Raw genomic sequence first — 13,037 nt, 5'->3', positions numbered from 1 at the left:
TGCGATGGGGTTACAGATCGCCAGCGATCTGCTGGATGCTGATGACGACGAACTCTGCGGGCTTCAGGGGTGCAAAGCCGACCTGGATGTTGACGATGCCCTGGTTCCGGTCGTCCTGGTTGGTGGTCTCGCCGTCGCACTTGACGAAGTAGGCTTCCTTGGGCGTGGCGCCCTGGAAGGCGCCTTGGCGGAACAGCGAGTTCATGTAGGCACCCACGTTGAGCCGGATGTTGGCCCACAAGGGTTCGTCATTGGGTTCGAACACCACCCACTTGGTGCCGCGGAACAGCGATTCCTCCAGCATCAACGCCAGGCGCCGGATGGGCACGTACTTCCACTCCGAGCCCATCTGGTCGGCGCCCACCAGGGTGCGCGCACCCCAGGCGATGTTCCCGTAGACGGGGAAGGTGCGCAGGCAGTTGATGGCCAGTGGGTTGAGCACCCCGTTCTCGGCGTCGGTCAGCTTGGTGTCGAGTTGCGCCACCCCATCGAGCACCGCCTCGACACCTGCCGGTGCCTTCCAGACACCACGCTGGCTGTCGGTGCGCGCATAGATGCCGGCCAGGGTGCCACTGGCGGCGACCGAGCGCAGGCGGAACTCGTTGACCGGATCGGGGATCTGCGTGCGCGGGAAGTACACGGCCGAGTTCTTGTTGCGGAACTCGTTGTGGTCGTCCAGCCAATCCTTGATCTCCTGCACCTCGTTCTTGTCGGACGGGATGTCGATCAGCAGGAAAGCGCGCTTGCGCTCGCAGAAGGCCAGGGCCGCGTTGTAGACCGCGCGCGTTTGCGTGTCGGCAAAGCCGTCGGCCACCGCGCGTGGGATGCACATGATGTTGAACAGGTCGACCCGCTCCAGCGCCTGCATGCCGGTGAACAAGGCCGGGTTGCCGATGAGGGCGGTGGCGTCGGGTGCGATGCCGTCGCCCCCCACGGTGGATTTCTTCAAGGCCGCCACGTCGGCGCCCGCAGCCAGACCCAGTGGGTACTGCTGCACATTAGTGTTGGCCGCGGTCACCAGGGCCAATGTCGTGGCCGTGGTGTCGGCCGCAGCATTGGCGATCACGATGACCTCGGTCGGATCGAAGGTGGTGCTGCCTTTGCCCGACAACACGCGCAAGCGCGAGCCCACCACCTCGACGCTCGCGCCGGTGTAGGACGGCGAGTTGAGGTTGGCCGAGCGGATGGCCGCCTCGAGCTTGGGCCTCAACTGCGCGAGGCTGGTGACCGTGCCCGCAGCCCAGGTTCCCAAGGTGGCGTCGGCGGCGGCCAATGCGCCGATCTTGACGCTGATCTTCTTGCCACTGAAGCCGTTGAAATCCCCGATGGCCAAGGCGGCCAGGTCGCCGCTGATCGTGCCCGTGGCGGCAGGCCGGCTGGTCGCGGTGACGCCCGCACTGGCGAGCACCTTGATCAGCTTGGAGCCGTCGTTGATGACCTTCACCGCGTAGCGTGGCTTGGTCGAGTCCATGGTCAGGTTCAGGTAGCGCTCGCTGCCCAAAGGTTTGGCCTTGACCGTGGGGCCGTCGTAGCGGGTCACGGTCAGGTTGAACAGCCCGGCAGGCTCGGTGCTGTAGTCCACGTCAACGCGCAGGTTGTTGCCCCAGATGCCTTCGCTGGCGGCGCGCGCGTCCAGCACTGGCGCGCCTGCCCCCGTCGCATCGGCCTTCAGGACCACACCAGCCAGTGACACCGGGTGGGTGCCATCGGCCGTGGCCGTGCGGATCACGTAGGCCGATCCTCCACCGTTGAGGAAGTACTGGGCCAAGGCATAGCTCGCCTCGCTGCGATCGTCCAGTCCCCCGAAGATGCGCTGGAAGTCCGCCATGCCGAAGATCTCGACCGGCTCGTTCATGGGCCCTTCCCGGAAGAAATCGATGAACGCGGTGATCGATGTGCCCACACTGGTGATGGTGTGGACGCCGCTCGACACTTCCTGGATGTAGACGCCTGGGTAACTCACTTGCACCATGTGTGCCTCCTAGAACATTCGAGAGTTGGCGATGAAGCGGTCAAGCTGTTCATCGATCCTGGCATTCAGCCCGGTGCGCCGATAACGCACCTGACCGTCCGCCGCATTCGTCGCTTCGACAACGCCCGCCTGCACCATGTGCTCAAGCGCGCTCGTCAAATCCGACATCGAAAAATCATCTGCCTTCAGCCACCACCGCGCGATGCCTTCAGGGGTGTCCGAGGCAAGGGGATTCAGCCGCAGATACCACGACAGATCACCCACGATCCTGAGCACCGAAGAAGCGACATTCATGGCGACACGCAATCCCTTTGCGCTTCTTCCTATCGCAATCTCGGTGCCAGGTATTCCGAGCCATGCCACCAGAGGGAGCGGGCCAGTCATCCCTGGATATCGATGGACAAATGTGTCCCTGTCATCGGTGCGTCAAAGCCTGTGGGCAGGTGCGTTGGCGGAGAAAAAGCCGCCTGGATGTTTTTGTCCATGCACTTGCGTGCAAATGTCCTGGTCAGTGTGCGCTCGCGTCTTTCTGGCGGAAGCGCTCGGCGCTGATGCCATGCTTGCGGATCAACTCGAACAGCGCGCGGCGGTTTTTCTGGGCCGCCTCGGCGGCCTGCGTGATGTTGCCGCCGCTGGCCGCCAGCAGGCGTTCCAAGTAGCCCCGCTCGAAGGCGTCCACCATCCTGGTCTTGGCCGCGTGGAAGGACTCGTCCGAATCAGGCGCGTCATGAGTGGCGGTCAATTGAAGGTCTTCGGGCTGGATGCTGGGGCCCTGGGCCAGCAACATCGCGCGCTCGATGACGTGTTTGAGTTCGCGCACATTGCCGGGCCAATCGTGGGTCAGCAGGTGCTTGGCGGCTTGAGGCGACAGGCCGATGGGCGGGCGCCCCGATTGGGACGAGAACTGCTGCACGAAGCGCAGCGCCAGCGTGCAGATGTCTTCCGAACGTTCACGCAGCGGTGGAAGGTGCACCGTCAGCACGTGCAGCCGGAAGAACAGGTCGCGCCTGAAGGCGCCGCGGTCCACCAGTTGGGACAGGTTCTGATTGCAGGCCGCGATCACCCGGACGTTGGCCTTGTGGGTGGCATCAGCCCCCACGGGCCGGTACTCCATGTCCTGCAGAAAGCGCAGGAGTTTGGACTGGGCCGGCAAGGGCAGCGAATCGATCTCGTCCAGGAACAGCGTGCCGCCTTCGGCTTCGCGGACGAGGCCCGTGCGGGTGGCGTGCGCGCTGGTGAAAGCGCCGCGGACGTGGCCGAACAATTCGCTTTCAAGCAATTCAGCCGGGATGGCGCCACAGTTCACCGCCACCATGGGACGGGTCGCACGGGCCGAGGTGTAGTGGATGGCCCTGGCACAGACTTCCTTGCCGGTGCCGGTCTCGCCCAGGATGAGCACCCCCGAATCGCAGCCGGCGATGGTGGGCAGCATGGCCAGCTGCTTGACAAAAGCTGGGCTCGATCCAACCAATTCACGGAGCGCGGGTGACGGCACCTGGCTTTGCTGCAACTGGGGTGTGACGGGCACGGCCCCCACTGCGCGCCGGATCCGGGCCAGCAACGTGGCCTGGTCCCATGGCGTGGACACGAAGTCGAACACGCCCGCCGACAGCACATCGAGCAGCTGTTCTTGCGTCAAACCCAGCGTCACGGGCAGCACGACGCCAGGGTGATGCTGTGCGCGGCAGGCGCTGATGCTTGCCAGGGCCTGGGCCACATTGGTGGCATCGATCACTGGTATCCACAAATCGCACCTGGCGTTCTGCGGCAGTGGTTCGATCGACTGAACCGTGAACAGGTCCGAGGCGCTGGTGGCGATCAGTTCCTGCAGCTCACGGGCCAGTGTCTGGTGCTGCTCACCCGCGGAGACATGGCAGGTGAGCCGCGCGGTGGAAACAGGCATGCTGACTCCCTTTCAGGGATGGTTGGCTTGCCTGGATTCTCCGAAACATCAACGCATTGACCTATCCCTAGGTCGGTACCCCTAGTTCATGGGCGCTCAGCGGTTGGGCTGCGGTGTCAAACGGAGGTAGGGTGTGACCGCCGTGTAGCCTTTGGGGAACTTCTGCTTGATCACATCCGGGTCTTGCAGCGAAGGCACGATCACCACGTCATCGCCATCCTTCCAGTTGCCCGGCGTGGCCACGCTGTGGTACTCGGTCAATTGCAGCGAGTCGATCACGCGGAGGATCTCGTCGAAATTGCGGCCGGTGCTGGCCGGGTAGGTGATGATCAAGCGCACTTTCTTGGCAGGATCGATCACGAACAGCGAGCGCACGGTCAGCGTGGTGTTGGCGTTCGGGTGGATCAGGTCGTACAACTCGGACACCTTGCGGTCGGCGTCGGCGATGATCGGAAAATTGACGCGGGTGTCCTGCGTGCGTTCGATGTCCGGGATCCAGCGGCTGTGCGAGTCCACCGAGTCCACCGACAGCGCAATGGCCTTGACGTTGCGCTTGGCGAACTCGTCTTTCAGTTTGGCGGTCAGGCCCAGTTCGGTGGTGCACACCGGGGTGAAATCGGCAGGGTGCGAGAACAGCACGCCCCAGCTGTCGCCCAGCCACTGGTGGAACTTGATCGGGCCTTCGGACGAGTCTTGTTCGAAGTCGGGGGCGGTGTCGCCCAAGCGCAGGCTTGGCATGGTGTGAGGTCCTTTCTTGGTGGTATGAAACGTGAAGCGCTTGCTCAGATGGCGTAGCTGAGTTCCATGGGGTGCACGCGCTCGATGCGGCGCTGGCGCTGCTGGTCGCGGATCATCTGGTCCACGTGGAATCTTGCGAGGGGCCAGGGGCCGAAGCCCGACTCGGTGTTGATGTGCCCGACGGCGCCCAGGTTCAGAAAGCGGGCACCCCAGTGCTCGGCCCAGTGGCGTGCACTGGCCAGGGGCATCCAGGGATCGTTCTCACTGCCGATCACCGTGGCGGGCAGGCCCAGGCCGGGCGCCGACAAGGCCTCGACCACCTCGAATTTGACCGGGTCGGCCGGCGCGACCAACAAGGCCGAGCGGATGCCCCCGCCTGAAGGCGACAAGGTGGGATTCAAACTGTTCAGGTGGTGGGCGAGGGCCAGGCAGCCAAAGCTGTGCGCCACGGCCACCCAGGTGGTCGACGCCGGGGCCTTCTCGATGGTCCGGGCGATCTGGGCTGACCAGAGGTCCAGGTCGGGCTGTTCCCAGTTGGCCTGCCTGACGCGAACCGAGCCCCGGTACTGTCCTTGCAACCAGGTTTGCCAATGGCCGTGTCCGCTGTCGCGCAAGCCGGGGATGACCAGCACCCTGACCTGGGAGCCGGTGTAGCGGTTGGCGATGCCTTCCGCCGCGGTGTTTTTCAATGTCTGGATGCCGGTCAAGCTCATGGGCGGTTCTGCGCGATGGCGTCGTGATGGGTGAACCTTAAAGAAGGCCGGCAGGCCCGTGAAGCGATGTTTGCGCATGCCTTCGTCGCCAATGCGCATAACGAGGATGCACATGTCAAAAGTGTCGTTCCCTTGAATGTCCGCGACCCCTAAGGTGGCGCTCCATGGAGAAAATGCAATGAGCAGTTCACTGGACGCCCTGATCGAGCCGAGCATCACCGAAATTCCCCGCCCCGCCGTGAGCGATGGCGCCGTGTCCACCCTCGTCGGGCACAACCTGAGGCGGCTGCGCAAGCAGCACCGATGGTCGCTGGAGGAGTTGGCGCTGTACAGCGGTGTGTCGCGCGCCATGTTGGGGCAGATCGAGCAGGGCAAAAGTGTGCCCAGCATCCGAACCTTGTGGCAGGCCGCCCAAGCGTTGGGCGTGTCAGTGTCCTGGTTCCTGGAGTCTCAGCATGACGCCAGCGTGCTCCTCATCAAGCCGGCCAAGGATGTGGCCTCGCCCCTGAATCCGGGTGATGGCGAACTGCGTGCCCTGCACATGCCCACGGAAGGCCACCGGGACGAGTTCTACGAATTGCGCCTGGCCCCTGGCGCGCGCCTCAGCCTGACCACCCCGGCCAAACCGCGTCGCGTCAATGTGGCCTTGTCCGAGGGCGTGCTCGAAGTGCGGATCGACGAAACCTTTTACCAGCTGGGCCAGCGCGAGGCCCTGCAGTTCGAAGGCACCGACGCCTTGACCTGGCACAACCACGGGCTGATCGAGACCAAGGCTTTCGTCGTGATCAAGCCCGTGTCGCTTCAGAGCGCCTTGGTGGCCGCCAGGGCCTGATCCAGGTCGGCCAGCAGGTCGTCGATGTGCTCGATGCCGATGGACAGTCGCACGGTGTCTTCGGCGACACCGGCCTTGCCCAGCTCCTCGGGCGACAGTTGACGGTGCGTGGTCGAAGCCGGGTGGGTGGCCAGCGAACGCACATCGCCAATGTTGACCAGGCGTGTGAACAGCTGCAGGCCGTCCAGGAAACGCGCGCCCGCTTCACGGCCGCCGTCGATGCCGAAGGTCAACAGGCCCGAGGCCTGCCCTGACAGGTACTTCTTGACCAAGGCATGGTCGGGGTGATCCTCCAGGCCGGCGTAGTTGACCCACTTGACGCGAGGATGGCCCTTCAGGTGCTGCGCGATCTTCAAGGCATTGCTGCTGATGCGGTCCATGCGCAAGGCCAGCGTCTCGATGCCTTGCAGGATCAGGAAGCTGTTGAACGGCGAGATGGCCGCCCCCGTGTTGCGCAAGGGCACCACGCGGGCCCGGCCGATGTAGGCGGCCGGCCCCAAGGCCTCGGTGTAGACCACGCCGTGGTAGCTGACGTCGGGTTCGTTCAGGCGTTTGAAGCGCGCCTTGTGCTGCGCCCATGGGAACTTGCCCGAATCGATGATGGCACCACCCAGGCTGTTGCCGTGGCCGCCCAGGTACTTGGTCAGCGACTGCACGACGATGTCGGCGCCGTGCTCGATGGGACGGCTCAGGTAAGGCGAGGGCACCGTGTTGTCCACGATCAGAGGGATGCCGTGGCGGTGTGCGATCTCGGCCACTTTGGCGATGTCGGTGATGTTGCCCGAGGGGTTGCCCAGTGATTCGACGAAGATCGCCTTGGTGCGCTCGTCGATCAGGGGTTCGAAGCTGCCGGGCTCGCGGTGGTCGGCAAAACGGGTGGTGATGCCGAACTGCGGCAGCGTGTGCGCCAGCAGGTTGTAGGTGCCGCCATACAGCGCTGTGCTCGAGACGATGTTGTCGCCGGCTTCGGCGATGGTTTGGATGGCGTAGGTCACCGCGGCCTGGCCCGAGGCCACCGCCAGGGCGCCAATGCCGCCTTCCAGCGCCGCGATCCGCTGCTCAAGCACATCTTGCGTCGGATTCATGATCCGGGTGTAGATGTTGCCTGGCACCTTCAGGTCGAACAGGTCGGCACCATGCTGGGCACTGTCGAAGGCGTAGGCCACCGTCTGGTAGATCGGCACGGCCACCGCCTTGGTGGTGGGGTCGGGTGAGTAGCCCGCATGCACGGACCGCGTTTCGAACTTCCAATCGGGGTTGTTGGCCATGGGGCTCCCTGGTTTTTGAGTGTGAAAATCAGCGTCAGAGCGCGGCGATGGACACCTCGGTCGACTTGACCAGGGCGATGACTTCCTTGCCGACGACGAGGCCCAGTTCCTTGACGGACCGGGTGGTGATGACCGAGGTGACGATCAGGCCGGACGGGGTCTCGACGTCGATTTCCGAGACCACGGGGCCATCGACGATTTCTTTGACTTTGCCGCGAAACTGGTTGCGGACATTGATGGCGGTGATGGTCATGGGGGTCGATTCCAATATCAGTGGCGAAGGTTTCCACCTTAGGCACTCATTCATGCGTTGAGAAGCGATGAGTTGGCATGCCCGTGTGCAAAAAAATCATAAGGACTGCTTAATAATTGACTGGCATTCACCCATTGCACGAGAGCCCCCAGCCATGAGCAAATTTTCGGACGACATCTACACCGAGCCTTCCAATGTCGACCTCGACACCTTGGCAAACCTGGGACCCTTGCGCCGCATGGCCGGCATCTGGAAAGGCACGCGTGGCCTGGACATCAAGCCCAAGGCGGACGGCCCCCGCAAGCAGGCCTACGTGGAAAACATGGAACTGCAGCCCATCGATCCGGTGACCAACGGCCCGCAGTTGCTCTATGGTTTGCGTTACGTGATCCTCATCACCAAACCCGAGCAAGTCAAGACCTACCATGAACAAGTTGGTTACTGGTTGTGGGAACCGGCCACCCAAACCGTGACTCACACCCTGACCATTCCGCGCGCGCAGACGGTGATGGTGTCCGGCCAGGTCAAGCCCGATGCCGACAGTTTCGAACTGGTGACCACCAACGGCCAGGGCATCTGCTCCAGCGAGTTCATCGACCACGCCTTCAAGACGGTGGAGTTCCGCATCAAGGTGAGCTTCAACGACGACGGCACCTGGGCCTACGACGAGGACACGGTGCTGATGATCAAGGGTCAGACCGAAGCCTTTCACCACATGGACACCAACCTGTTGAGCAAGGTGGCCGAGCCCACGCCCAATCCACTGGTTCGCGGTCGCTGAGTGGGCGTGGCATCTTCTTTCCCTTCATCGTCGTCACCACCGAGCCGCTTCGACCGGCTGGACGCCTTGCGGGGTGTCGCGCTGGTCTGGATGGCGGTGTTCCATTTCTGCTTCGACCTGAGCCACCACGGCCTGCTGGCCGCGAACTTCTACGAGGACCCGTGGTGGACCACGCAGCGCACCTGCATCTTGTCGCTGTTCCTGCTGTGCGCGGGCGCAGGACAGGCCGTGGCGACCGCGCAGGGCCAGTCGTGGCGGCGCTTCTGGCGCCGGTGGGCGCAGATCGTCGGCTGTGCGGCGCTGGTGTCCCTGGGCAGCTGGTTCATGTTCCCGAACAGCTACATTTCTTTCGGTGTCCTGCATGGCATGGCCGTGATGCTGGTCCTGGCCCGACTGAGCGCACCCTTGAAGGCCTGGCTGCTGCCACTGGGGGCGCTTGCCGTGCTGTTGCCCCAGCTGGTCCAGCATCCCTTTTTCGACAGCCGCGCCACCGATTGGGTGGGGTTGGTCACCCACAAACCCATCACCGAAGACTACGTCCCGGTGCTGCCCTGGATCGGCGTCATGTGGTGGGGCATGGCGGCCACGCAATGGTTGCTGGCGAGGCATCCTGCTTGCATGGCCTCTTCGGCCGGCTTGGGCCACAGCGGCGACAATCCAGGTTTGGCCGTGAAGTGCCGGGCCACGCTGGCCGGCCTGGGCCGCTGGAGCCTGACGTTCTACATGCTGCACCAGCCCATCCTGATCGGTGCGGTGAGTGCCTGGATGTGGCTGAACGGTCGGCCTTTGCCTTGATTTTTGAGATGACACACACCATGACCCAAGACGACATGAAAACCCTGGTGGGCCTCGCAGCCCTGGACTATGTGCAACCCGGCAGCATCGTGGGCGTGGGCACCGGCTCCACCGTGGACAAGTTCATCGATGCGCTGGGGGCCGCGCTCAAGACCGATCCACAGCGGGTGGCCGGTGCGGTGTCCAGTTCGGTGCGGAGCACCGAGCGCCTGATCGGCCTGGGCATCAAGGTGCTGCCAGCTGAGTCGGTGGATGGCCTGGCGGTCTACATCGATGGCGCCGACGAGATCAACCACCAGGGTGACATGATCAAGGGTGGCGGCGCCGCCTTGACCCGCGAAAAAATCGTGGCCGACCTGGCCGAGCGCTTCATTTGCATCGCCGACGACACCAAATTGGTCGAAACGCTGGGGCGCTTTCCGCTGCCCGTGGAAGTGATTCCCATGGCCACGGCCCAGGTGATCCGCCGCTTCGAGGTCATGGGCGCACAGGCCAAGGTGCGCGAGGGTGTGGTCACCGACAACGGCAATGCGATCGTGGATGTGACCGGCTTGTCCATCACCGACCCCGGCAAGATGGAGTCGGACGTCAACCAGTGGCCAGGCGTGGTGACGGTGGGTATCTTTGCCCGCAACCGCGCTTCGGTGTGCCTGTTGGGCACACCGAATGGCGTCAGGACGCTGACTTTCTAGAACTTGAAGCCAGGAGGCGCAGGTGGCGTCGGGTTTGGCGCCGGGCTGATGTTGCTCGGCGTGTCGGCCTGCAAGCGCAGCGGATCAGGCACGGGCGCTTTGATTTCTGGCGGCACCAAAGGCGTCGCGGCAGGCTGCTTGTAGCTGGCGGGCAAGGCCGATTTGGCCGGGTAGCCGGCCGCGTCCAGGTAGGCCAGCCAATCGGCCTGGGCAAAGCCCACCAATTGCTTGCTGCCCACCTTCAGGATGGGCAGTTGCTGAACGCCTTCCCGTTTTTGCAAGGTCAGGATATCTTCCGAGGTTTCCACCGTTTTCTCGGCATAGGGAATGCCGCGGCTTTGCAGCATCTGCCGAGCTGCATCGCATGGCGCACAGGTGGAAGAAGAATAGAAGGTGACCGGGTATTGGTTGGCGACTTTCTGCAGTTCGAACGGCAGGCCCGCGGTTGAGACCACGCTGCCATTCGTCTTCAGGGTGGCCGCGGGCCGGTCTGCGGGAGGCCGGTCGGTGTAGGTCACGCGGCCATCCGGGGCCACGACCTTGTACAGGGCCCAGGCCGGGCCGGCGCTCAAAAGGGCCAGGCCCACCGCCGTGGCGAACAGGGAAGAGGACTGCAAGTGACGGCTCATGGGGTGTTCGCCTTTGGTTTCATCAGCTCATGCCTTGGTGGCGCAAAAGGGCGTCGATGCTGGGCTCGCGTCCTCGGAATGCCTTGAAATTATCCATGGCCGAGCGGCTGCCGCCGGCTTCCAGGATGGTTTCACGGTAACGGCGGCCCACGTCGCGGTTCAGCACGCCGCCCTGACCCGATGCCGCTTCTTCAAAGGCCGCGTACGCGTCAGCCGACAGCACCTCGGCCCACTTGTAACTGTAATAGCCCGCAGCATAGCCGCCGGCAAAGATGTGTGAAAAGCTGTGTTGAAACCGGTTGAACGCGGGGGGGATGTTGACCGCCACTTCCTGGCGCACTTCGTCCACGATGGCTTGCACGCGCTGGTCGGTGCCCGCCTCGGCATGCAGGCGCATGTCGAACAGTGAAAATTCCACTTGGCGCAATGTGGCCATGCCGCTCTGGAAGTTCTTGGCCGCGTTCATCTTGTCGAACAGCTCGCGGGGCAACGGCTTGCCGGTGTCCACGTGGCTCGTGAGTTGCTGGACCACGTCCCATTCCCAGCAGAAGTTTTCCATGAACTGGCTGGGCAGCTCGACCGCGTCCCATTCGACGCCGCTGATGCCCGAGACGCCGATGTCATCGACCTGCGTCAGCATGTGGTGCAGGCCATGGCCGAATTCGTGGAACAGGGTGGTCACATCGTCGTGGGTGAGCAGGGCAGGTTTACCGCCCACGCCCGAGGCGAAGTTGCAGACCAAGTGGGCCACGGGTGTCTGGGTCTGGTGGTTGTCGGGGCGCGCCCAGCGGCCACGCACATCGTCCATCCAGGCGCCGGGGCGTTTGCCGGGGCGGGCGTACAGGTCGAGGTAGAACTGGCCGACCAGGTTGCCGGCGCGTTCGATGCGGAAAAAACGCACCGACTCGTGCCAGACGGGTGCCGCATCAAGTTTGATGTTCACGTCGAACAAGGTTTCGATCAGCTTGAACAGGCCGGCCAGCACGGTGGGCTCGGTGAAGTACTGTTTGACTTCCTGGTCGCTGAACGCGTAGCGGGCCTCCTTGAGCTTCTCGCTGGCGAAGGCGATGTCCCAGGATTGGAGGTCGGCCAAGCCCAATTCGGTGCGGGCGAAGTCGCGCAGCTCGGCCATGTCTTTTTCGGCGAAAGGGCGAGCGCGGCGGGCCAGGTCGCGCAGGAAGTCCATCACCTGCTGCGGGCTGGTCGCCATCTTGGGCACCAGGGACACGTCGGCGAAGCTGGCGTAGCCCAGCAGGGCGGCTTCTTCCTGGCGCAGCGACACGATCTGCTGCATCAGAGGGGTGTTGTCGCGTTCGGCAGGGCCGGTTTCGCTGGCACGGGTGGCGTAGGCGCGGTACAAGGTTTCACGCAGGGGACGGTGCGTGGCGTACTGCATGACTGGCAGGTAGCAGGGCATGTGCAGGGTCAGCTTGTGGCCATCTTTGCCTTCGGCCTGCGCGGCGGCGCGGGTGGATTCGACCACGTCGGCGGGCACACCGGCCAGCTCGTCCGCCGAAGCGTAATAGCTGTAGGCGTCGGTCGCGTCCATCACATGCTCGGAGAAAGCCTGTGACAGCTCGGCCTGCTTTTCCTGGATCTCGGCAAAGCGCTTCTTGGCATCGCCTTGCAACTCAGCGCCACCCAGCACGAAGCCTCGCAGTGCGTTTTCCAGTGCGCGGTGTCGGGCAGGGCTCAGGCGCTGGCCTTCGGGCGTGAGCGACAAGGCCTTGTACTTGGCATACAAGCGCTCGTCGGCCCCCAAGCGTGTGTAGAACTCGGTCAGGCGGGGCAGGTTCTCGTTGAATGCGGCGCGGATTTCAGGCGTGTCGGCCACGGCATTGAGGTGGCCCACGGCGCCCCAGGCCCGGCCCAGGCGCTCGGTGGCCACGTCCAGCAGCAGCGACAAGGTGTCGTAGTCGGGCGGCACGTCCGGGCCGGTGACCTTGTCCAATGCCGCCTCGGCTTCCTTCAGCAGCACGTCCATGGCGGGCGTGACGTGCGCCGGCTGGATGGTCGAGAAGGCCGGCAGGCCGGAGGTGTCGAGCAGCGGGTTGGGGGTGGTCATGGGCGTGTTTGGATTAAAGACGGTTACAGGCGCTCAGCGGCTTCGATGGTGTTGACCAGCAGCATGGTGATGGTCATGGGGCCGACACCGCCCGGCACGGGGGTGATCCAGCTGGCCACTTCCTTGACGCCGGCAAAATCGACGTCGCCACACAGCTTGCCTTCATCATCGCGGTTCATGCCGACGTCGATGACGACGGCGCCGGGCTTGACCATGTCGGCAGTGAGCACATTGCGCTTGCCCACCGCCGCCACCACCACGTCGGCTTGTCGCGTGTGGTAGGCCAGATCCGGTGTTGCACTGTGGCAGATGGTGACGGTGGCGCTGGATTGCAAGAGCATCATGGCCATGGGCTTGCCCACGATGTTGCTGCGGCCGATGACCACGGCGTGCTTG

At 63.9% G+C, this 13,037-nt stretch carries 13 protein-coding genes and 1 pseudogene; 4 read left to right on the top strand and 10 right to left on the bottom strand.

Annotated elements, in window-relative coordinates; genetic code table 11:
* Positions 1 to 10 precede the first annotated feature (10 nt).
* From ACREB4_RS05750 to ACREB4_RS05730, 5 genes are all read right to left on the bottom strand, one after another.
* A complete protein-coding gene (locus ACREB4_RS05750) occupies positions 11 to 1,972 on the bottom strand; it encodes a phage tail sheath family protein (RefSeq protein WP_431587242.1) in 1,962 nt (653 codons plus the stop codon).
* A gap of 9 nt (positions 1,973 to 1,981) precedes the next feature.
* Entirely contained in the window at positions 1,982 to 2,266 is a 285-nt protein-coding gene (locus ACREB4_RS05745) for a hypothetical protein (RefSeq protein ID WP_431587241.1), read from the bottom strand.
* Between the two features lie 214 nt (positions 2,267 to 2,480).
* On the bottom strand, positions 2,481 to 3,875 hold the full coding sequence (locus tag ACREB4_RS05740; protein WP_431587240.1) for a sigma 54-interacting transcriptional regulator: 1,395 nt from the start codon (positions 3,873 to 3,875) through the stop codon (positions 2,481 to 2,483).
* A 96-nt stretch (positions 3,876 to 3,971) separates the two neighbouring features.
* Positions 3,972 to 4,613, bottom strand: coding sequence for a peroxiredoxin (locus ACREB4_RS05735; RefSeq protein ID WP_431587239.1), 642 nt, complete (start codon positions 4,611 to 4,613; stop codon positions 3,972 to 3,974).
* Between the two features lie 44 nt (positions 4,614 to 4,657).
* A complete protein-coding gene (locus tag ACREB4_RS05730; protein WP_431587238.1) occupies positions 4,658 to 5,326 on the bottom strand; it encodes an RBBP9/YdeN family alpha/beta hydrolase in 669 nt (222 codons plus the stop codon).
* Between the two features lie 178 nt (positions 5,327 to 5,504).
* Here ACREB4_RS05730 and ACREB4_RS05725 point away from each other — a divergent pair, with 178 nt between their 5' ends.
* Positions 5,505 to 6,158, top strand: a complete 654-nt coding sequence (locus ACREB4_RS05725) for a helix-turn-helix domain-containing protein (protein WP_431587237.1) — start codon at positions 5,505 to 5,507, stop codon at positions 6,156 to 6,158.
* On the opposite strand, the gene ACREB4_RS05720 is transcribed toward ACREB4_RS05725, so the two are convergent.
* Both ACREB4_RS05720 and ACREB4_RS05715 read right to left on the bottom strand, forming a co-directional pair.
* Entirely contained in the window at positions 6,128 to 7,426 is a 1,299-nt protein-coding gene (locus ACREB4_RS05720) for an O-acetylhomoserine aminocarboxypropyltransferase/cysteine synthase family protein (protein WP_431587236.1), read from the bottom strand. The two genes, ACREB4_RS05725 and ACREB4_RS05720, sit on opposite strands and share 31 nt — an antisense overlap.
* A gap of 34 nt (positions 7,427 to 7,460) precedes the next feature.
* Positions 7,461 to 7,679, bottom strand: a complete 219-nt coding sequence (locus tag ACREB4_RS05715) for a TOBE domain-containing protein (protein ID WP_230180943.1) — start codon at positions 7,677 to 7,679, stop codon at positions 7,461 to 7,463.
* 154 nt (positions 7,680 to 7,833) lie between these two features.
* Here ACREB4_RS05715 and ACREB4_RS05710 point away from each other — a divergent pair, with 154 nt between their 5' ends.
* The 3 genes from ACREB4_RS05710 to rpiA all read left to right on the top strand — a co-directional run bounded on the left by ACREB4_RS05710 (position 7,834) and on the right by rpiA (position 9,947).
* Positions 7,834 to 8,460, top strand: coding sequence for an FABP family protein (locus tag ACREB4_RS05710; protein WP_431587235.1), 627 nt, complete (start codon positions 7,834 to 7,836; stop codon positions 8,458 to 8,460).
* Positions 8,461 to 8,550: 90 nt separating this feature from the next.
* Entirely contained in the window at positions 8,551 to 9,255 is a 705-nt protein-coding gene (locus tag ACREB4_RS05705) for a DUF1624 domain-containing protein (RefSeq protein WP_431587372.1), read from the top strand.
* Positions 9,256 to 9,275: 20 nt separating this feature from the next.
* Positions 9,276 to 9,947: a ribose-5-phosphate isomerase RpiA gene (gene rpiA, locus ACREB4_RS05700; protein WP_431587234.1), complete on the top strand. Its 672-nt coding sequence runs from the start codon at positions 9,276 to 9,278 to the stop codon at positions 9,945 to 9,947.
* On the opposite strand, the gene ACREB4_RS05695 is transcribed toward rpiA, so the two are convergent.
* The 3 genes and pseudogenes from ACREB4_RS05695 to ACREB4_RS05685 form a co-directional block, all read right to left on the bottom strand.
* Positions 9,944 to 10,576: a glutaredoxin family protein gene (locus tag ACREB4_RS05695; protein ID WP_431587233.1), complete on the bottom strand. Its 633-nt coding sequence runs from the start codon at positions 10,574 to 10,576 to the stop codon at positions 9,944 to 9,946. The two genes, rpiA and ACREB4_RS05695, sit on opposite strands and share 4 nt — an antisense overlap.
* Positions 10,577 to 10,598: 22 nt before the next feature.
* Positions 10,599 to 12,641 (bottom strand): M3 family metallopeptidase, encoded by a 2,043-nt coding sequence (locus ACREB4_RS05690; RefSeq protein WP_431587232.1) that lies wholly within the window; start codon positions 12,639 to 12,641, stop codon positions 10,599 to 10,601.
* Between the two features lie 23 nt (positions 12,642 to 12,664).
* Positions 12,665 to 13,037: pseudogene (locus ACREB4_RS05685) on the bottom strand (bifunctional methylenetetrahydrofolate dehydrogenase/methenyltetrahydrofolate cyclohydrolase); the annotation flags it as partial.

The organism is Aquabacterium sp. (genome assembly GCF_050725395.1).
In the GTDB taxonomy this organism is placed as follows: Bacteria; Pseudomonadota; Gammaproteobacteria; order Burkholderiales; family Burkholderiaceae_C; genus Aquabacterium.
Note: the sequence above shows the minus strand (reverse complement) of the source record. Positions and strands in the feature narration are given on the sequence as shown.